Origin of the sequence: Butyrivibrio sp. VCB2001, from assembly GCF_000423965.1 — a bacterium.
In the GTDB taxonomy this organism is placed as follows: domain Bacteria; phylum Bacillota; class Clostridia; order Lachnospirales; family Lachnospiraceae; genus Butyrivibrio.
The window spans coordinates 531,482-552,418 of sequence record NZ_AUIZ01000001.1 but is presented as its reverse complement, the minus strand read 5'-3'; the positions used below and the strand labels follow the sequence as shown (position 1 = coordinate 552,418).

The 20,937-nt window shown below is 44.2% G+C and carries 19 protein-coding genes; 18 read left to right on the top strand and 1 reads right to left on the bottom strand.

Annotation, left to right across the window (positions count from 1 at the left end):
- Positions 1-103: 103 nt before the first annotated feature.
- The 11 genes from G589_RS0102500 (at position 104) to G589_RS22325 (ending at position 11,108) form a co-directional block, all read left to right on the top strand.
- The gene (locus G589_RS0102500; protein ID WP_026520980.1) at positions 104-787 is read left to right on the top strand and encodes a hypothetical protein; all 684 of its coding nucleotides are present in this window, start codon (positions 104-106) and stop codon (positions 785-787) included.
- 126 nt (positions 788-913) lie between these two features.
- On the top strand, positions 914-1,219 hold the full coding sequence (locus G589_RS0102495; RefSeq protein WP_026520979.1) for a hypothetical protein: 306 nt from the start codon (positions 914-916) through the stop codon (positions 1,217-1,219).
- A gap of 102 nt (positions 1,220-1,321) precedes the next feature.
- On the top strand, positions 1,322-2,167 hold the full coding sequence (locus G589_RS0102490; RefSeq protein ID WP_026520978.1) for a patatin-like phospholipase family protein: 846 nt from the start codon (positions 1,322-1,324) through the stop codon (positions 2,165-2,167).
- Between the two features lie 17 nt (positions 2,168-2,184).
- Positions 2,185-4,251, top strand: a complete 2,067-nt coding sequence (locus G589_RS0102485) for an oxidoreductase (RefSeq protein WP_026520977.1) — start codon at positions 2,185-2,187, stop codon at positions 4,249-4,251.
- Positions 4,252-4,623: 372 nt separating this feature from the next.
- Positions 4,624-5,640, top strand: a complete 1,017-nt coding sequence (gene trpD, locus G589_RS0102480; protein ID WP_022767442.1) for an anthranilate phosphoribosyltransferase — start codon at positions 4,624-4,626, stop codon at positions 5,638-5,640.
- The gene (gene trpC, locus G589_RS0102475) at positions 5,637-6,419 is read left to right on the top strand and encodes an indole-3-glycerol phosphate synthase TrpC (protein WP_026520976.1); all 783 of its coding nucleotides are present in this window, start codon (positions 5,637-5,639) and stop codon (positions 6,417-6,419) included. Before trpD ends, trpC begins: the two co-directional genes overlap by 4 nt.
- The gene (locus tag G589_RS0102470) at positions 6,416-7,024 is read left to right on the top strand and encodes a phosphoribosylanthranilate isomerase (RefSeq protein ID WP_026520975.1); all 609 of its coding nucleotides are present in this window, start codon (positions 6,416-6,418) and stop codon (positions 7,022-7,024) included. The genes trpC and G589_RS0102470 overlap by 4 nt, the downstream gene beginning before the upstream one ends.
- Positions 7,021-8,211 carry a tryptophan synthase subunit beta gene (trpB, locus tag G589_RS0102465; protein WP_026520974.1) on the top strand — a complete coding sequence of 397 codons (1,191 nt, stop codon included), beginning with the start codon at positions 7,021-7,023 and terminating at the stop codon, positions 8,209-8,211. The genes G589_RS0102470 and trpB overlap by 4 nt, the downstream gene beginning before the upstream one ends.
- Complete coding sequence (gene trpA / locus G589_RS0102460; protein WP_026520973.1) at positions 8,204-8,974, top strand: tryptophan synthase subunit alpha; 771 nt, start codon at positions 8,204-8,206, stop codon at positions 8,972-8,974. Before trpB ends, trpA begins: the two co-directional genes overlap by 8 nt.
- Before the next feature lie 148 nt (positions 8,975-9,122).
- Positions 9,123-10,895: a methyl-accepting chemotaxis protein gene (locus G589_RS0102455; protein ID WP_026520972.1), complete on the top strand. Its 1,773-nt coding sequence runs from the start codon at positions 9,123-9,125 to the stop codon at positions 10,893-10,895.
- A gap of 87 nt (positions 10,896-10,982) precedes the next feature.
- The gene (locus G589_RS22325) at positions 10,983-11,108 is read left to right on the top strand and encodes a hypothetical protein (protein WP_255344667.1); all 126 of its coding nucleotides are present in this window, start codon (positions 10,983-10,985) and stop codon (positions 11,106-11,108) included.
- A gap of 54 nt (positions 11,109-11,162) precedes the next feature.
- On the opposite strand, the gene G589_RS0102445 is transcribed toward G589_RS22325, so the two are convergent.
- Positions 11,163-12,926 carry an MATE family efflux transporter gene (locus tag G589_RS0102445; protein ID WP_026520971.1) on the bottom strand — a complete coding sequence of 588 codons (1,764 nt, stop codon included), beginning with the start codon at positions 12,924-12,926 and terminating at the stop codon, positions 11,163-11,165.
- A gap of 244 nt (positions 12,927-13,170) precedes the next feature.
- Here G589_RS0102445 and G589_RS0102440 point away from each other — a divergent pair, with 244 nt between their 5' ends.
- From G589_RS0102440 to argS, 7 genes are all read left to right on the top strand, one after another.
- Positions 13,171-13,971, top strand: coding sequence for a hypothetical protein (locus tag G589_RS0102440; RefSeq protein ID WP_026520970.1), 801 nt, complete (start codon positions 13,171-13,173; stop codon positions 13,969-13,971).
- 102 nt (positions 13,972-14,073) lie between these two features.
- Positions 14,074-15,171 (top strand): redox-regulated ATPase YchF, encoded by a 1,098-nt coding sequence (gene ychF / locus G589_RS0102435; protein WP_022767424.1) that lies wholly within the window; start codon positions 14,074-14,076, stop codon positions 15,169-15,171.
- Between the two features lie 18 nt (positions 15,172-15,189).
- The gene (lgt, locus tag G589_RS0102430) at positions 15,190-16,059 is read left to right on the top strand and encodes a prolipoprotein diacylglyceryl transferase (RefSeq protein ID WP_242826403.1); all 870 of its coding nucleotides are present in this window, start codon (positions 15,190-15,192) and stop codon (positions 16,057-16,059) included.
- Positions 16,052-17,443, top strand: coding sequence for a shikimate dehydrogenase (gene aroE / locus G589_RS21575; RefSeq protein WP_026520968.1), 1,392 nt, complete (start codon positions 16,052-16,054; stop codon positions 17,441-17,443). Before lgt ends, aroE begins: the two co-directional genes overlap by 8 nt.
- Entirely contained in the window at positions 17,440-18,090 is a 651-nt protein-coding gene (locus G589_RS0102420) for an epoxyqueuosine reductase QueH (RefSeq protein ID WP_026520967.1), read from the top strand. Before aroE ends, G589_RS0102420 begins: the two co-directional genes overlap by 4 nt.
- Positions 18,091-18,119: 29 nt before the next feature.
- On the top strand, positions 18,120-19,109 hold the full coding sequence (locus tag G589_RS0102415) for a zinc ribbon domain-containing protein (RefSeq protein ID WP_026520966.1): 990 nt from the start codon (positions 18,120-18,122) through the stop codon (positions 19,107-19,109).
- Positions 19,110-19,133: 24 nt separating this feature from the next.
- Positions 19,134-20,936, top strand: coding sequence for an arginine--tRNA ligase (gene argS / locus G589_RS0102410; RefSeq protein ID WP_026520965.1), 1,803 nt, complete (start codon positions 19,134-19,136; stop codon positions 20,934-20,936).
- The last annotated feature ends 1 nt before the right edge of the window (position 20,937 follow it).

Sequence of the window (20,937 nt, the reverse complement as noted above, 5' to 3'; positions counted from 1 at the left end):
ATTAAATAACGCCTGCGTTTATGGCAAACGCGCATGTTTTCGGCGATAATAATAGCATGACAGGTAAGACCTGTTATCTAAAATAGTTCTCGGAGGGAAGGTTATGATGAAAAGGATTTTTGCTTGTATATTAACATTGGGGATGACAATAATTCTTTTATCAGGCCACACTTCCAATCTTATTCCCGCAGAAATTTCATATGCAGCTACAGAAAACGAGGGTGCGATCACTATTGATGATGAATATCTGATCCCCGACAGTATCGGCTGGTGTACATATTATGTTGTGGTTGCAACTAACAATACAGCTTCTGATGTTTCCATCAGTGCAGACTTTGTTGCCAAGGACGGATCAGGAAACGTTATTAAGAAGGTAAACGACTATTCGGATGCGGTTAAGAAAGGTCAGCAGTTCATTCTTTACGGGCAGTTCTTAAACAAAGAGATCGCAAATGCAAGAGCTTATGAGTATGAGTATTCAATAAATCCTACTGACAGATGCGCTTACACATCCGTTTCGCTGGATACAAAGAACATCGGTGACGGCGTTGAAGTGATCGCTACAAACTACTCTAAGTTTGATATCCAGAGCGTAGGAGTAAGAAGTGTATTCATGAAGAACGGCAGAGCAGTTGCATTTGATACCGTAAACATCGCGGACGCAGGAATCACTTTCCACGGCGGAAGCACAAACTCACAGATCATCGGAGCAAGAGCCGGTGACTATGATGATATGATCATCACTTACACAACCGTAAGCAACCATTCAATGGCTGAAGATCTCTAATATTCGAGCTTTAAGCCGGGGCAAATTGCCCCGGCTTATTTTTTTGTATTTTAGGTCTGTTTTTTCACAGTTTTTTCACAAAAATATATGATAATATTTTTCCGGAATTATGGGGAGGAAAGTTTTATGCTCACAACTGGTTTATTCAGATTACAGGAGAATTATCCGAGGACCTTTGCGGTTATGATGAACAAGAGGCAGAGGAACAAGGTTGTAAAATATTTGTATGATCTTGAGGCGAACGGTATCAGCCGTGCAGACGACAAGAGAGTCAAGAAGCTGATCTACAAACTTGAAAACGGTCATATGTCTTATGACAACAACGAACTCAGCATCATGAGAGCTGCTATAGTGCTTAACAGATTTGTTGAGCCAATCTCTTATTTCTGTAAAAGATATATCGCACGTACGATTTCCAAGAATGCAGCATGATGAAATTTAACGATATATATCACAGCGAGCTTAATGGCTCGCTTTTTTGCTGCAATTTGTAATATAATATAAGATAACGATTTTGAGAGGAACAGGCACTGTATGAAGAAAGGACTGGTCATGGAGGGCGGTGCGATGCGCGGGATGTTTACCTGCGGAGTCATCGATGTCCTTATGGAGAACGGAATTGAATTTGACGGGGCAGTCGGAGTTTCAGCCGGCGCAACCTTTGGAATAAACTATAAGTCAAAGCAGATAGGAAGAGCTGTCAGGTACAACAAAAAATACTGCAGCGACAAGAGATACCACAGCATAAGATCACTCCTTCTTACAGGAGATATTTACAACGTTCCCTTTTGCTACGATGAACTTCCCTATAAGCTTGATATATGGGATGTAAAGACTTTTAAAGAAAACCCGATGGAATTCTACTGTGTGGCTACTGACATAACAACAGGTAAGCCTGCATATCACAAATGTACAGACGGGGGCAAAGAGGATCTTAAATGGATTCAGGCATCTGCCTCAATGCCTCTTGTTTCAAGACCTGTACACATTGGAGAGAGCGTTTATCTTGACGGCGGACCATCGGATTCAATCCCCCTTAAGTTCATGGAAGATAAGGGCTATGACAGGATCCTTGTCATTGAGACTCAGCCCGGGGACTATGTTAAGGGTCAGCAGAAGTTCATGCCTCTTGTAAAAGTGATGCTAAGAAAATATCCCAATATGATTGAGTGTATGGAAAAGCGCCATCTGATGTACAATGAAGAAAAGAGATACATCAGGGAAAAAGAAAAAAGCGGAGAGATTCTTGTTGTAAGACCAAAAGAACCTTTAAACATAAGCCCTGTTGAAAAGGACCCCGGCGAACTGGAGAGAGTCTATCAGCTTGGGCGAAAAGCCGGAACGGAAAAAGTTCAGGCTATAAAAGAGTTTTTTGAATAAACCGGGAGATTAACAAAATGGATGAGAGATTAAAACCTCTGTTTACACCATGGAAAATAGGAAATTGTGAGATCAAGAACAGGATAGTTCTGACCTCTATGGGAGGAACAGACCTTTTTGGCTGGATGGAGAAGAACCACTTCGACAAGGAAGGTGCGAGCTTTATCTTAAATGTTGCTAAGAACAACGCAGGTCTTGTGCTTCCCGGATGTCAGCCCGTTTACAATCCAATGTTCGGTCAGTGGCTCTATACCAACAAGCAGATGTATCAGGACCTTGCAGCCTGGATGCCTGAGTTTCACAAGACGGGAGCCAAGCTCTTTGTACAGCTTACGGCGGGCTTCGGCAGGTCTTTTACCGTAAGTGCCATGATGGAGAAGCTCTACAACAATCCGGCGCTGAGAGTACTGAGTAAGCCCTTTATGGATCTTGATAAGATCACAGCTTCCGCGAGTCCATCTCCCAACAGATGGTCTGACAAGCTTCCTTCAAGGGAGATGACTAAAGAGGAGATAAAAGAGTTTGTAGTTGCCTTTGGAAAAAGTGCCAAGCTTCTAAAGGAAGCAGGAGTTGACGGAGTTGAGGTTCATGCTGTTCACGAGGGATATCTTCTTGATCAGTTCACACTTCCCTACGTCAACAAGAGGACAGATGAGTACGGTGGTTCTTTTGAAAACAGATATCGCTTTGCAGTTGAGATAGTTCAGGAGATCAAGAAACAGTGCGGAGCGGACTTCCCTGTTTCCCTTCGCTACAGCGTAGTATCCAAGACTAAGGGAATGCGCCAGGGAGCCCTTCCCGGAGAAGACTATACAGAAGTCGGAAGAGACTTCGAGGAGTCAAAAAAGGCAGCGAAGTACCTTCAGGATGCCGGTTACGATATGCTCAACTGCGACAACGGAACCTACGATGCGTGGTACTGGGCTCATCCTCCGATCTACATGCCGGAGAACTGTAACCTTGAAGATGTTATGAACCTTAAGAAGTTCGTTGATATACCTGTCGTTTGCGCAGGAAGGCTTGACCCGAGAGTTGCTGCCGATGCAGTTGCAAGCGGAGAGCTGGACGGAGCAGGCTTTGCAAGACCTTTCCTTGCAGATACCGAGTGGGTTACAAAGCTCATGAACGACAAGGAAGATGATATAAGGCCGTGTATTTTGTGTCACAACGGATGCTTTAACATGTGCCACTACAAAGGTGTTCCCAACGATCAGGACCTTGCTGATTCCCTGCATCTGGCAAGATGTGCCGTAAATGCAGAGACCATGCAGACTGACAAGCACTTCATCAAACCTGCCAAGCACCCCAAGACTATCCATATCGTGGGCGGCGGAATCGGCGGAATGGAGGCAGCAAGAGTACTTAAGCTAAGGGGACACAACCCCGTCATTTATGAAAAGAGCAATGTCCTCGGCGGAACCTTCATTGCAGCAAGCTCAGAGTCCTATAAAGGCAAGCTCAGGGACCTTCTTAGATGGTACAGAAGACAGATGGATGTTCTGGGAATTGAAGTTCATCTTAACACTGAGATAACCGATCCCATGAAGTTCGGAAGAAAGAGCGACATCATAATTGCAACCGGATCAAAGCCAAGGATTCTTAGTGGCGTTCCTGGACATGAGAAGATGATAGAAGCCTGCGACTTCCTTCTTGGAAAAGAGGTTGGTCAGAAGGTGGCAGTTATCGGCGGCGGTCTTACGGGAAGTGAGATTGCTTATGAACTCGCACTCTGGGGGAAGGAACCCATTATCGTTGAGATGAAAGATGACCTGGTATCCCAGAAGGGCGTATGCCTTGCCAACAGCTCATACCTCAGGGAGTACTTTGCGCTTCACAATATTCCTGTTTACCTTGAGACAAAGCTCAAAGAGGTTCTGGATGGAGCTATCATCTGCACAGATAAGGATGGAAAAGAGATTCGCATAGAGTGCGACTCAGTCATCAGTTCAGCCGGATATGTTCCCAATCCTGTCATCAGCGACGATGTCAGAACCAGTAACATGGATTTTATCGGAGACTGCAAGCAGGTAGGTAATTTAAGGACCGTAATATGGCGTGCATATGAAGTTGCAATGAGAATGTAAAAATGTATTGACAGCATAATTATGCAATGCTATTATTTCTATAATTTAATACTTCAAACCGATGAAGTGGAGATAAAGGTAATCATGACCACACAGAGAGCCCGGATTGCTGAGAACGGGTAGGAAACAAGTTATCAAATGGACCACAGAGGGCGCAGTGAAAAGATAAGCATCTTAGTATTCTGCGACGTGAAGGCATACGTCAGTTGCCGGGGATATGTTAGTATCCTTCAAAGCGCTTGGGACAACCCGAGAAATCAAGGTGGCACCGCGGATAAAGTATATTCGTCCTTGACAGAACAGTAGAGTTTCTGTCAGGGACTTTTTGTTTACAAAAAGATCTTTGGCAGACCAAAAAAGGAGGATGACCAAATGATCAAAGAAGCAATCGTAAAAATCGTAAACAAAGAAGACCTCACCTATGATGAAGCTTATCAGGTAATGAATGAGATCATGAGCGGAGAGACAAGTCCCACTCAGAACGCAGCTTTCCTGGCAGCTCTTTCAACAAAGAGTGCAAGGGCAGAGACTACAGACGAGATCGCAGGCTGCGCAGCTGCCATGAGAGATCACGCCACCAAGGTTGATACCGGAATGGATATCTTTGAGATCGTAGGAACCGGAGGAGATAACGCACACAGCTTCAACATCTCAACAACTTCTGCCATCGTTGCAGCAGCAGGCGGAGTTAAGGTTGCCAAGCACGGTAACAGAGCAGCATCAAGTAAGTGCGGAACAGCTGACTGTCTTGAGGCACTTGGAGTTAACATCCAGCAGGATCCCGACAAATGTATTGAGCTTCTTAATGAAGCCGGAATGTGCTTCTTCTTTGCTCAGAAATATCACACCTCAATGAAGTATGTAGGAGCCATCAGAAAAGAGCTGGGCTTCAGAACTGTGTTCAATATCCTCGGACCACTCACAAACCCCGGATCACCCAAGATGCAGCTCCTTGGAGTATATGATGAGTACCTGGTTGAGCCTCTGGCTCAGGTTCTTGTAAGCCTCGGTGTTGAAAGAGGAATGGTTGTATATGGAATGGACAAGCTCGATGAGATTTCAATGAGCTGCGACACCAAGATCTGCGAGATCAAGGACGGATGGTACAAGACCTACGTGGTAAAGCCTGAGGACTTCGGCTTTGAGCGCTGCACCAAGGACGACCTGGTTGGCGGAACACCCGAGGAAAACGCCAAGATAACAAGAGACATTCTTGCAGGAGCAGAGGGACCAAAGACCAATGCTGTTTTGTTAAACGCAGGAGCTTCTCTCTACATCGCAGGTAAGGCAGAGTCCTTTAAGGCAGGAGTCGAGCTTGCAAAAGAGCTTATTAAATCAGGAGCAGCAACAAGCACACTTGAGAAGATAATCGAGGTTAGCAACAGATGACGATTCTGGATGAGATTGCAGAATACGCAAGAGAAAGAGTAAAAAAGCAAAAAGAGATTAAGAGTCTTGATGAAGTAAAAGCTAAGGCGCTTTCACTTCCCAAAAAAGACTTTGCCTTTGAGAAAGCCTTAAAGAAAGCCGGGATATCTTTTATCTGTGAGTGCAAGAAAGCATCTCCTTCAAAGGGCATAATTGCAGAGGACTTTCCCTATCTGGATATTGCTCTTTCATATGAGAAGGCAGGAGCTGATGCTATATCCGTTCTGACAGAACCTAAATGGTTTCTTGGAAGGGATGAGTATCTGTCAGAGATAGCCTCTAAGGTAAGTATTCCATGCCTCAGAAAAGACTTCGTTGTGGATGAGTACATGATATATGAGGCAGCAGTTCTTGGAGCATCAGCAGTACTTCTTATCTGCTCAATACTATCTGTAAGCGAGATCAAAAGATATATCGGCATCTGCGACGAACTTGGGCTCTCGGCACTGGTTGAAGCCCACGACGAAGCAGAAGTAAAAATGGCCATAGAAGCCGGAGCCAGGATCATCGGTGTAAACAACAGAAACTTAAAAGACTTCTCCGTTGATACTAATAACAGCAAGAAGCTTCGCGCTCTGATACCAAATGATGTTTTGTTTGTATCTGAGTCGGGAGTTAAGGGACCGGAAGATATAAAGGAAATAAAGGACATGGGCGCTGATGCGGCTTTGGTTGGAGAAACACTTATGAGAGCTGCGGATAAGAGTCAGAAGTTAAAGGAGCTTAAGAGTCTTTTGTGAGAAAAACAAGAATCAAATTTTGCGGACTGAAAAGAATAGAGGACATCGAGGCGGCCAATGAGCTAAAACCTGATTTTGCGGGCTTTGTATTCTGGGAAAAGAGCAGCAGGAATGTATCAAGAGACGATGCGAAAAAGCTGGGACAAGCTCTTTTGCCTGAGATAAAAAAGGTCGGTGTGTTTGTGGATGAAGAGCCGGAGAAGGTTGCAGCTCTTTTAAAGAACGAGGTCATAGATATAGCCCAGCTCCACGGAAGTGAGGATGAGGGATATATAGCAAGGCTTCGGGAACTTTCCGGCGGAGCACCTATCATCAAAGCGTTTGTGGTTAAGAGTAGGGAAGACCTGGAAAGAGCTAAAAAGAGCAGCGCCGATTACCTTCTTCTGGATTCAGGAAAAGGCACGGGGCAGACATTTAACTGGGAACTTATAAAGGAAGCCGGGTTTGATAAGCCTTTCTTTCTGGCAGGTGGCCTTGGGGTGGAAAACGTGGCTAAGGCACTGAAGGTGCTTCATCCATTCGCAGTGGATGTCAGTTCGGGAATTGAGACAAACGGGGCAAAAGACCCTGAAAAGATGAGACATTTTATGGGAGAAATATTATGAGTAATCAGAACGGAAGATTTGGAATTCATGGGGGACAGTACATACCGGAGACACTGATGAATGCGGTTATAGAGCTGGAAGAGGCCTACAACCATTACAAGAATGATCCGGAATTTAATAAAGAACTTGAGACTCTTTTTAATGAGTACGCAGGAAGACCATCAAGACTCTACTATGCAGAGAAGATGACAAAGGACCTCGGCGGAGCCAAGATATACCTTAAGAGAGAGGACCTCAATCACACTGGTGCTCACAAGATCAACAACGTTCTCGGACAGGCTCTTCTTGCCAAGAAGATGGGTAAGACAAGACTTATTGCTGAGACCGGAGCAGGACAGCACGGCGTTGCTACAGCCACTGCAGCGGCTCTTATGGGCATGGAGTGCGTTGTCTTCATGGGAGAAGAGGACACCAAGAGACAGGCACTTAACGTGTACAAGATGAAGCTTCTCGGAGCAGAGGTTGTACCTGTAACAACAGGAACTGCAACACTTAAGGATGCAGTTTCTGAGGCCATGAGAGAGTGGACTTCAAGAATAAGCGATACTCATTACTGTCTGGGATCTGTTATGGGACCACATCCATTTCCCACTATCGTAAGAGACTTCCAGGCTGTTATTTCAAAAGAGATCAAGGAGCAGATCCTTGAGAAGGAAGGGCGACTTCCGGATGTTGTTATGGCATGTGTCGGAGGCGGATCCAACGCCATCGGTACCTTCTATAACTTTATTGAAGATGAAGGCGTTCAGCTCATCGGCTGCGAAGCTGCAGGAAGAGGAGTAGATACCTTTGAGACAGCAGCTACCATAGCAACAGGTAAGCTCGGAATCTTCCACGGAATGAAGTCTTATTTCTGCCAGGATGAGTACGGCCAGATTGCCCCTGTTTACTCAATATCAGCCGGACTTGATTATCCGGGAATAGGACCTGAGCATGCATATCTTAATGATATCGGAAGAGCTCAGTATGTACCTGTAACTGACGACGAGGCAGTTAATGCTTTTGAGTATCTTTCAAGAACAGAGGGAATCATCCCTGCAATAGAGTCATCCCACGCTTTGGCACACGCCATGAAGATAGCGCCAACTATGGACAAGGACAAGATAATCGTAATAACAATATCCGGAAGAGGCGATAAGGACTGCGCAGCCATTGCAAGGTACAGAGGGGAGAACATCAATGAGTAATATAGGAAAAGCATTTGAAAATAGGAAAGCATTTATCGCATTTATAACCTGTGGAGATCCTGACCTTGAGACTACAGTGGAAGTTGTAAAAGAGGCAGTAAAAAACGGCGCAGACCTTATAGAACTTGGTATTCCTTTCTCCGATCCCACAGCAGAAGGCCCCACAATTCAGGGAGCCAATCTCCGTGCGCTGACAGGAGGCGTTACCACAGACAAGATCTTTGACATGGTAAAAGAGCTGAGGAAAGACGTTGCGATTCCTATGGTATTTATGACCTATGCCAACGTTGTCTTTTCCTACGGAGCGGAGCGTTTCATCAAGACCTGCAGCGAGATCGGAATAGACGGTATTATCCTTCCGGATCTTCCCTACGAGGAGAAGGAGGAGTTCCATCCTGTGTGCGTGAAGTACGGTGTAGATCTTATATCGCTGATCGCACCCACATCGGAGAACAGAATAGCTCAGATAGCAAAAGACGCTGAGGGCTTTATATACGTTGTATCAAGCCTCGGAGTTACAGGAACCAGGACCGAGATCAAAACGGACCTCGAGGGCATCGTAAAAGCCATCAGGGAGAACACCAATGTTCCATGTGCCATCGGATTTGGAATCTCAAAGCCCGAGCAGGCTAAGAAGATGGCCGGTATTTCGGACGGGGCCATAGTCGGAAGTGCAATAATCAAGATTATCGAGAAGTACGGTAAGGATTCTCCAAAGTATGTCGGCGAGTACGTGAAGAGTATGAAAGACGCCATTGCATGATAAAAGGATTTTCAATACAGGTAGCAAATCTGCTACCTGTATATTTTTTGCTTTTTATTAAAAAAATATTAAACGCAAAAAAGACAATAAATTAGTTGTATAATGTATATACGGCTAGATATACGCTTATCCAGAAAGGAGAATTATTATGTCAGGGTCTGCTAACAAGAAAAACAAGGTAAAGTTCTTTAAATCAATTCCAGTTCAGATTTTGTTCTTTAACATTCTGATGCTGGTAATATTTAATGTGGTCAGCTACGTTGTAAATGATGGTATATCATCAATGTCTGACAGCGCTCAGAGCATCATTGCAGGTGTAACCGAGTTGGTTCATAAAGAAGGAACAGTTAAGGAAGATCTTGCCAAGATTGACGGAACTATTCAGAGCGCAATAGGACTTTGGCAGTATTACGGAGATGCTGAAAAACAGAATGTCGGAACCAATCTTAAAGCTTATGAGACAGAAGTAAATACTCTGGTAAAGGAAATTGGTGATGAATTTGCCATGTATGGTGATGCCAATGCAACAAAGCAGCTTGAAACTTCTGCTGCAGCGCTTATGGCAAATGTTGATGAAGTATATAACATCCTGATGACCACAGGTGATGGACTTACTGCATCAGGAATTCTCACAGGTGAATATGTCACCAACATGGAAGGCGTTAAGTCAGGCATGGCTACTCTGGATGCATCCGTTGATTCCCTTCGGGAAAGCGTTGTCGGATATATGGCACAGGCAAGAAGTAAGATCACAGTCATGAATGTGATCGGAATGGCTGTATTTATCGTATGTCTCCTCTTGAACTTATATGTATCTTTCGTTCTTATCACAAAAGTTATCATTAAGATTTCCGATTCTGTTCAGGGAATCATTAACGATATAAACGATGGAAAAGGCGACCTGACAGCAAGAATAAATGTTAAGACAGGAAACGAACTTGTATTTATCAGAGACGGTGTAAATGAGTTCATTGAAACTCTTCAGGGTGTAATGAAGGATGTTAAGAACGGAACACTTATTCTTACAGATTCCGCAGATAAGATGACCTCACAGATCGCATTGGCTAACGACAATATCACAAATACATCCGCTGCTCTTGAGGAGCTCTCAGCAAGTATGGACAATGTATCAACTACAGCTTCTCATATCAAGGAACAGCTTAATGATGTAAGAGATGCGGTTGAGAGCATCAATGAAGAGGTTGCTTCAGGAAAAGAGCGCGCAGGCGAGATCCAGAAGGAAGCAGATACCATCAAGAACGAGGCAATGCAGAAGAAAGAGAATACAGGTGCCAGAGTTGAGGCACTTAGTAAGACCCTTGATGAGTCAGTTAAAGAAAGTGAACAGGTTAATCAGATCGGTGAACTTACCAAGGTTATCCTTGATATAGCTTCCCAGACAAACCTTCTTGCACTTAATGCCAGTATTGAGGCTGCAAGAGCAGGTGAAGCAGGTAAGGGCTTTGCGGTAGTTGCTCAGGAGATCAGTGCACTGGCTGATAACAGCAGACAGACAGCCGGAAACATCCAGACTATCAGTGAGAACGTTACACAGGCGGTTAAAGAGCTTTCAAACAATGCCATCGAGGTTGTAGACTTCATCAATAACACGGTTATTGCAGATTATGAAGCATTCGTTGAAACAGGAGAGAAGTACGAGAGTACAGCAGAGATCATGAATGAGATCCTTGAAGGCTTCACCGAGAAAGCAGACTCTCTTGATAACACAATGCACAGCATGGCAGACTCCGTCCTTACAATTACCGATTCCGTTGAGGAGTCCACACAGGCCATCAGCCTCTCAGCTTCCAACTCCACAGAGATCGTTGGAGAGATCCAGGAGATCGGCGAGGCTATGGACAACAACAACCAGGTAACAAGTAAGCTGAGTGACAGCACAAGAAAGTTTATAAACGTATAAGATTATTTAATAGTTTTTTAATAAAAATAGTACACCAAATGGTGTACTATTTTTAATGTACGTTTTTTATGTGTGAGGAGGTAAAAAATGAATACTAAGACATGGGTTATAACTGTTGGAGGAGAAGTTTGCGCACCACTTCTTTTAGGAGATGTAGAGAGCAAGACTAATGACAACAACATCGAGACTGATGAAAAATCAAAAGAACATTAATACAGCCCTAACATGGTAGAGAAGTCCATGTTAGGGCTTATTTTTTTGCTTTTGTTATTTGATTTTTATTGTTAGAACATTAAGTCCAAGCATATTCTGATATGAGAATTCATCTGCAATCTTTGATACCATTCGGATACCTATGTTTTTGGATGGATCTTCCGGATTGAGAAGCTTGTTCATTCCAACGGGATCAAAAGGCTTGCAGTCATCCTTTATTCTGAGCATGATTCCGTCTTTCTTTGAGACAACCCTTACATCCATATTGTGGTCTTTATTGTCTGCATTAAATCCGTGATTTACGATATTGCCCGACATCTCTTCCATAGCAAGTGAAGAGAAAAAGGCAGTTCTTTTTGCATATCCCTTAGCTGTAACAAATTCCTGGATCTGCTCTGAGGATCCGATTACATCATCCATACTGTTTACGTTAATACACAGTCTGTCTTCATCTTTTACGCCAAAGCTGTCTTTGAACAGTAGCCATTCATCAACATTCTTAGGAATATGTTTCCAATAAAAGCAGGCGTAGATGGGGTAAACCAGTGCGGTTATTACGATACCGATGGGAGTTGCCCACCATACACCGAGAGCGCCCATGACAGGTGCAAGAATAAGTGACGGGATAACTACGCTAAAATATCCATCGACAACGGAAGAAATATGCACCGCTATATTGTTTCCTGTTGCCTGCAGGTAATTGGTCTGGATCTGCACCACAAGGATCAGTGGAAGAGCCAGAGCGTAGATCATAAACTGTTGCTTTGTAAGCAAGTAAACTTCAGAGGTTTTGTCCGGGAAGAATATGGTGGCCATTGGACCTGCGATTAGCACCATGAAGACCATCAGTGCACACATCATAGCCATCATCTTGGTAAGTGCAAGCTTTATAAGACTTTTTATTGAATCCTTGTCCTCTTCACCTACATAGACACTTGCAAGCATCCTTATGACTGTTCCTCCGCCTACGCCAAGGGCTACGAAGAACCCTCCGACCATACCCATGGAAGCTCTTGAGGAAAGCCCAACCTCTCCGCCGTAACGAAGAATGACTCTGTTGAGGGTCAAGTCTCTCATGGCAAGACAGAACTGAAGAAGGGCTCCGGGACTGCCTATCTTTATCAGGTCAAAGGTCTTTTCCCAAAGGATATTACTGATGCTGAAGTTCATCTGAGCCTTGCCTGAGATGAAGTAGGGAACAAGTACAAGGAAATAGATCCAGTTGCAGGCGCTGGTCGCATAGGCAAGGCCGAGTACGTCGAGCTTAAGAACCGTTACAAAGAGTATATCGAGGGTGATGTTGAAAAAGATCATGGCACCGACACCGATATAGTTTCTCCTGCTCTGAGTTTCGAGCTGAAGATAGGAAGCCAGTTGCTGAGAGAGGAACATGGGAATGATACCGAAGGAATAGCCCCTTGAGTATTGCATTACATTGGCCTTTAGGGATTCATCGGCGCCACAGAAAACAGCAACTTCTCCGGGGAAAACGAAGCATATAACCGATATTAAAGAGCCTATGACAAAGGCAAGTGTCAGGCACAGGGAAAAGACGCCTCTGGTCTTTTCAAGGTTTCCTGCTCCGATATAGCGACCGCTTAATACAGTTCCTCCGCCCAGTATTACGGAACTGATAGCTGAAACAATTCCGACTACGGCAAAAAACAGACCGATTACGCCGACAGTCTTTCCATCAATATAGCGACCGGCAATGGTTCCGTCGACGATGGAATTTATGGAATTCATTCCAAATATTAAGATCTGAACGGGAAGAAGTTTGAAGAAGAGTTTTTCAAGTACCTGATTTTTAGAATTCATGTATTTCCCTCGTTTCATAAAATACGATATGTTCGATAAACTGTTAATTCTATTATATCGCGGGAAAATAGCTTACAGCAAATTCTTGGGGCACTAATGTGTTCACAAAAAAATCACAGACAAGGAAACCCAAAATACAAAACAGGTTTCCTTTATGATGGTTTGTATGATTAGCCCTTTGATAATATAAACGGGCTGTGCTGAGCAATGCAGTAGAGAATTGTATTATTAAGGAGAATGGAAAATGAATTATAAGAAGATGATCAGAGTAATGGCGTTGGTTATGAGTGCTTCAATTGCGCTTATGCCTGTGACAGCATTCGCAAATGAGCCTGAGGGCGATGTTGTGGTTGAGCAGGAGATGGCAGAGACTGAAGAAACATCAGCAACTGCAGAGACTGATGAAGAGGTTGTGGCTGAGGTTACAGAGATAACTGAAGACGTTACAGAAGAGACTGAAGAAACAACAGAAGAAGTTGCTGAAGAAGTTGCTGAAGAAGTTGCTGTTGAAGAAGAAAATGCCGATGTTAATGCCCCTTCTTTGGATAAGAAGGCACTTAAACTTTTGACTGACGCAGCTTCTTACCAGGAGTCACTTGGATATAACTCACTAAAGAAAGGTCTTGCTACAACCAATCAGGTAGACAGATGCAGAAACCTTGCCAAGAACCTTCTTGTTTACAAACTTAATTATATGGATGGAATGCTGGTTATCGGAACATCTTATGACATGTTCCATGGAGATAATAACTATATATGCGTAGTATATAAAAATGTAGCAACCGGCGAGATATTTGAGAAGTACTATGATTTCTACATGCAGGATTCAAACGGGAACAATGTCACAAATGCTCTTAAGTATCACACTGTAGACCGCATCGCTATTGTTGAGAAAGGCGCTCTTACAGGCCAGAAGAAAATCGGTATGTACGTATATCCTACATTTGAGAGTAAGAGCAACGGAAATGTAGTATTTGACTATGACACCTACAGCCAGCTTATAAGCAGTGAGAACATTGCAGCTGTTTCAAGCATGATCGGGTAAAGGATTCAGCTCTTTTTACAAATTCGCTCTAACATGGTAATATATATTCGCCGTGTTAGGGCTATTTTTATGTAAATAATTGTTTTAAAGGAGATATATACCATGAAGCTGGGCATAGTTGGACTTCCTAACGTAGGAAAGAGCACACTTTTTAATTCACTTACTAACGCAGGGGCACTTGCAGCAAACTATCCCTTTGCGACAATAGATCCCAATGTGGGCGTTGTAGCAGTACCTGATAAGAGACTGAAGCTCCTCGGAGATCTTTACCACTCCAAGAAGGTTACACCTGCAACCATCGAGTTCGTTGATATCGCAGGACTTGTTAAGGGCGCATCAAAGGGTGAGGGCCTTGGAAACCAGTTCCTTGCCAACATCCGTGAGACAGATGCAATTGTTCACGTAGTAAGATGCTTTGAGGATCCTAACGTTGTACACGTAGACGGATCTGTTGATCCTGCAAGAGATATCGAGACTATCAACCTCGAGCTTATCTTTGCCGACCTTGAGGTTCTTGAGAGAAGAATTGCAAAGGTTGCCAAGCTTGCACGTATGGATAAGGCAGCAGCAAAAGAGCTTGAGATATTAGAGAAGATCAAGGCTACCCTTGAAGATAACAAGATGGCAAGCGAGCTTGAGCTTGATGATGAAGAAGATAAGGCTTTTGTTAACAGTCTTGACCTTCTTACATGGAAGCCTGTAATTTACGCAGCAAACGTTAAGGATGACGACCTTGCTGATGACGGAGCATCCAACCAGTATGTTGCAGCAGTAAGAGAACTGGCAGCGAAGTCAGGCAGCGAAGTATTTGTTATCAGCGCTCAGATCGAAGCTGAGATCTCTGAGCTTGACGAGGATGAGAAGGCAGAATTCCTTGAGAGCCTGGGGCTATCTGAGTCAGGTCTTGATAAGCTTATCGCAGCAAGCTACAAAACCCTTGGACTTATGAGCTTCCTTACTTCAGGTGAGGATGAGACAAGAGCATGGACCATCAAGATCGGAACAAAGGCTCCTCAGGCAGCAGGTAAGATCCACACCGACTTTGAGAGAGGCTTTATCAAGGCTGAGGTTATCAACTATGAAGACCTTTTAAGAGAGGGCTCAATTGCAGCAGCCAAGGAGAAGGGCCTTGTACGTATGGAAGGAAAAGAGTACGTTGTTCAGGACGGAGATGTAATTCTCTTTAGATTCAACGTCTGATAGATTTGGGAGGATATTATGCCTGACATAATGGGGAGAATGGACATCGCTTTTCCGAACCTCGGATTATATTTAAAAGATGTTCCCAAGAACTTTACAATATTTGGATTTACCATAGCACTTTACGGTGTCATCATAGGCCTTGGCTTTCTGTTAGCTCTTTTGATAATAGCAAGAGTTGCTAAGTGGACAGACCAGAACCCTGATGATTACTGGGATATGGCTATATATGTAATTATATTTTCAATAATCGGCGCAAGGATATACTACGTATTCTTTGCCTGGGATTATTACAAGGACAATCCAATCAGTGTATTTAATATAAGAAACGGTGGACTTGCAATTTACGGAGGAGTCCTGGCGGGCTTTGCCACAATCTTCATTTACACCAGAATTAAGAAAAAGAGCTTTCTGCTCATGTCAGACACAGTGATGTTTGGCCTTGTTTTCGGACAGATCATGGGAAGATGGGGGAACTTTACCAACAGAGAGGCCTTTGGAGAATATACCGACGGACTCTTTGCCATGAGACTTCCTGTGGAGATGGTAAGAAGCGGAGAGATCACGGAACTTATGAAGGCGCACATGTCTGATGCCACCAATTACGTTCAGGTGAGCCCCACATTCCTTTACGAGAGCATGTGGAATGTCTGCCTTCTGATTATTCTTTTCCTGTATTGCAAGCACAAGAAGTTCGACGGAGAGATAGTTCTTTTGTACCTTGGAGGCTATGGCCTCGGAAGAGCATGGATCGAGAGTCTTAGAACCGATCAGCTCATCATGCATACAACAGGACTTCCTGTATCACAGATGCTGGCTATTTGCCTGGTAGTATTTGCCGTAGTTATGGATGTAATTACAAGGATAAGGTTAAAGAAAAATGCTTAACTATACTGATGGCAACACCTATGTATGTGGAATAATCGGAAACCCTGTAAGGCACACATTGTCTCCGCTTATCCACAATACCCTTTCTGATATGCTCGATGTAAATCTTGTCTATGTACCTTTCGAGGTAGAAGAGTCAGGGCTTAAATATGCAGTAAGAGGAGCATATGAACTTGGGCTTAGGGGACTTAACGTGACGGTTCCCTATAAGAGCGATGTGCTCCAGTATCTTAAGTACGTGGATCCTCTTGCTGAGAGCATCGGTGCCGTAAATACTCTTGTAAGGGATGAGGCACTTAAGGGCTTTCGCGGATACAACACCGATATGACCGGGCTTTATCGTGCCATGCAGGAAGAGGGCATAGAGCTTAGCGGAGAAACAGTTGTTATTTTAGGAGCAGGTGGCGTAGCAAGGCCAACTGCTCATTTGTGCGTAAATAAGGGTGCAAAAAAGGTCTATATTTTGAATCGCACTTTGGAGAAGGCAGAGGCTATTGCCGAGGAGCTTTCGGACGACAGAGTTGTTGCTATGGACATAGCCGACTATAAGGAAGTGCTTCTTAGAGAAGAGAGCTTCTTTGCTATCCAGTGCACGTCGGTAGGTCTTTTCCCTGATGTAAACAGTGCGGTTATTGAGGATGCTGAATTCTATAAGCATGTTCACGCTGCTCTGGATGTAGTTTACAAACCACTCGATACCAAGTTCTTAAAGCTCGCAAGGCAGGCGGGAGCTAAGACCTTCTCAGGACTTAAGATGCTCCTCTATCAGGGTATTGATGCCTATGAGCTGTGGAACGCAGACCTTGGGGTTAAGATTTCCAAGGAGATGGCTGATGAAGTTTATAAGTCATTGTCTCTTGAGGTTGTAGGCGCAAGGAACATCATCCTAGAGGGCTTTATGGGAAGCGGAAAGAGCACTGTTTCAGAGCTTTTATCAGACAGGCTTTCTCTTGAGCTTATGGATACCGATGCCTGCATAGAGCAGACTGAAGGGCGCAGTATCAGCAGCATCTTTGAGGAAGACGGAGAAGAGGCCTTCAGGGATATGGAGACCGAACTTCTTACTATGATCGCAGAGGACCACTTGCGAGATATGGTAATCTCCCTTGGAGGAGGTATGCCGGTTCGTGAGGAGAACAGAAAGCTTCTTAAGGAGTCGGGAAAGGTTGTTTATTTAAAGGCAAGTCCCGAGACTATCTATGAGAGAGTTAAGGGTGATACCACAAGACCGCTTCTTCAGAGCGAAGATCCTCTTGCCAGAATAAAAGAGCTTTTAGACAAGCGCAGCGCTGTATATGATGAAGCTGCGGATCTGATAATAGAAACGGATGGTAAGACTCCTGAGGAAATAGTCAGCGAGATTATAAATGAACTGGGTTTATGAACAAGAGAAATTATTCAAAAGAGCTTGATGCTTATATAGAGGATTTTCAGAAGAAGGGCGAGTACCCAAAGCTGCTGCTTCATGCATGCTGCGCGCCGTGTTCTTCCTACTGCCTTGAGTTTTTGAGAAACTACTTCGATGTCACAGTCTTTTTTTACAATCCCAATATCACAGAGGATGCCGAGTACCACAAAAGGGTGCAGGAAGAAAAAAGACTCATCGGTGAGTACAACCAAAAAGAAGGCAGGAAGATAGAGATCATTGAGGGCGAATATAAGCCGTCAGACTTCTTTGATGCAGTAAGAGGATTTGAAGACTGCAAAGAGGGAGGAGAGCGATGCAGAAAGTGCTTTGAGCTAAGACTCTTTGAGACGGCACGGGAGGCTAAGGAAAGGGACTTTGATTTCTTTACAACAACGCTGACCATCAGTCCTCTTAAGAATGCAGATGTATTAAATGAAGTCGGGGAGATTGCAGCAAAAGAAACGGGAGCAAGGTTTCTGCCCTCTGACTTTAAGAAAAAGGAAGGCTACAAGAGGTCAATCGAACTGTCCAAAGAGTATGGACTTTACAGACAGGATTTTTGCGGATGCAGCTTTTCAAAGGCCCAGAGGGAACTTGAAAAGAGCGCCGCATCTAGTATATAATGAAAAACCATTAGAGAGGAAATGAAAAGATGTTTTGTACAAATTGTGGAGCACCGGTAGAACCGGGACAGAAGTTCTGCAACAAGTGTGGAACTCCGGTTAATGCAGCAGATGTAAACGTTAAGGGATTTGTTCCGCAGCCTCAGATGCAGGCGCAGTCACAGGTTCAGCCCAAGAAGAAAAAGACACTGATGATCGTTCTTATAATTCTGGCTATCATACTGGCTCTTTCTGTGATCGGTGGAATTATAGCGGTCAGAGCTTATCATGCTGTCAAGGATTATATGATCGATAACGGACTTGCTGATGTTCCTTATATCGACAGCCCTTTGGATGACGATACCTACGATTATTATGAAGATCTGGTAGACGGCGATCTGGACGATATCGAGGATGAGGTTGAGGACTTTTTGGATGATAACGCCGGAGTTGACGGATTTGGATTTGATGGCACTACGGAAGAGACTGTAGATGATATTTTCGGTGATCTTGAGGAGAGCACTGTATCCTATGGATATGCTGATGTTTATGTCAACGATGCTGCGATCATGATCGATCCCAACGGAACTGTAACCGATGACACAGTGATCTGGAATGGCAAGACTTTAGGCGGCTTTTGCGACTATATTGACAGCGATGTTTTTGGTGGAAATCGCCCGATGGACAGAGATATGCTCTACAAGCTGATCTCAATCCATATGATCGATCCTCTGCTTGTTCCCGATGATGATACATTTCAGACCGTTATGAAGTACTGCCTCATTGTTGCAGCTGAGTTTAGAGACTCGGGAGCTGTTATGGAAAGAGGTGGCTTCACTTCGGAAAATCCCAACAGATATTTTTATGAGATGAAAGTAGACGGTCAGACACAGACATGGATGATCGATTATGATACTCATAAGGTTACACTCAATAATGGCAATACAGAGTATACATCAGCCGGAGAATACGGTATGTTTACCGAGCAGAGCCTGGCAATCTGGATGTATGCACTTTCAGACTATTTTGGACTTGAATAACTTATAAAGAAAGAAGGAAGAATTTTGGAGAAAGTACTTGAACTGATTTCAAAGGAAGTAGGAGATGCATTTGAGGCAGCAGGCTATGAGAGGGAACTTGGAAAGGTAACCATATCCAACAGACCCGACCTGTGCGAGTATCAGTGCAACGGCGCCATGGCTGGTGCCAAGAAATACGGAAAGGCACCTTTTATCATTGCTGATGATGTTGCTGCAAGACTTCAGGGCAATGCAATGTTTGAAAAGGTTGACTCTGTTAAACCCGGATTTTTAAATATCACTGTCAGCGGTGATTTTGTAAGAGAGTATGTTGTTAAAATGCTTCATGAGAAGCACATGGGTGTAACAATGCCCGGACATGCGCCTACAATCATTCTTGACTACGGCGGAGCAAACGTAGCTAAGCCTCTTCACGTAGGACACCTTCGTCCCGCCATCATCGGTGAGGCAGTAAAGAGAATACTTAAGTACGCCGGAAACAACGTTATCGGCGATATCCATATGGGAGACTGGGGCCTTCAGATGGGTCTTATCATCACAGAGCTTAAGGCTCGTCACCCTGAGCTTCCATACTTTGATCCCGAGCATACAGGTCCTTTCCCAAAAGAGCCTCCTTTTACCATTCAGGAACTGGCTGATATCTACCCTGTTGCAAGTGGCAAGACCAAGGTTTCCGATGATGCATCAGAGGAAGAGAAGAAGGCAGCAGCCGAGTATAAGGCTGAGGCCCTTGAGGCAACAAAGCGCATGCAGGATGGAGATAAGGCTTACAGAGCTATCTGGCACCATATCATGAACGTATCCATACCTGATCTTAAGAAGAACTATGACAGCTTAAATGTTCACTTTGATCTCTGGAAGGGAGAGTCAGACGTACATGACCTTATCCCGGGTATGGTTGACTACATGAAGCAGCACGACTATGCTCACGAGAGCCAGGGTGCGCTGGTAGTTGATGTCGCTGAGGAGTCCGATACAAAAGAGATGCCTCCTTGCATGATCCTTAAGTCAGACGGAGCAGCTCTTTATGCAACAACAGACCTTGCAACAATCCAGGAGCGTATGAAAGAGTATCGTCCTGATGCTATTTACTACTTTACAGACAAGAGACAGTCACTTCACTTTGAGCAGGTATTCCGTGCAGCTAAAAAGACAAAGCTGGCGCTGCCTGAGACTGACCTTAGATTCGTTGGTAACGGAACCATGAACGGTCCTGACGGTAAGCCATTTAAGACAAGAGAGGGCGGCGTTATGCACCTCGAGAGTCTGGTTCAGGAGATCAACGAGAAGATGTATAACAGGATCAAGGAGAGCAACCCTGACATTGATGAAGCAGAAGCAAGAAGCACTGCTAAGAAGGTAGCTCTTTCAGCTCTTAAGTATGGCGATCTTTCAAACCAGCCATCCAAGGACTACATCTTTGATATTGATAAGTTCACTTCCTTCGAGGGAGATACAGGCCCATACATCCTTTACACCATCGTCCGCATCAAGTCCATCCTCAAGAAATATGAGGCAGAGGGCGGAAGCGTCAAGGATGCAAAGCTTGATAACCCTGAGAATCCTGCAATGAAGGATCTCATGCTTGGACTTACAAGATTTGCAGATGCTGTAGAGAGCGCAGCAAGAGACCTTGCTCCTAACAGGATCTGCGCATACATCTATGAACTTAGTAACAGCTTCAACAGTTTTTATCACGGAACCAAGATCCTCTCAGAGCCTGATCAGAACAAGAAGGAGAGCTATATTGCACTTCTTTCCATAACACTGAAAGTGCTTGAGACAGGAATTGATCTGTTAGGTTTTGATGCACCCGAAAGAATGTAAT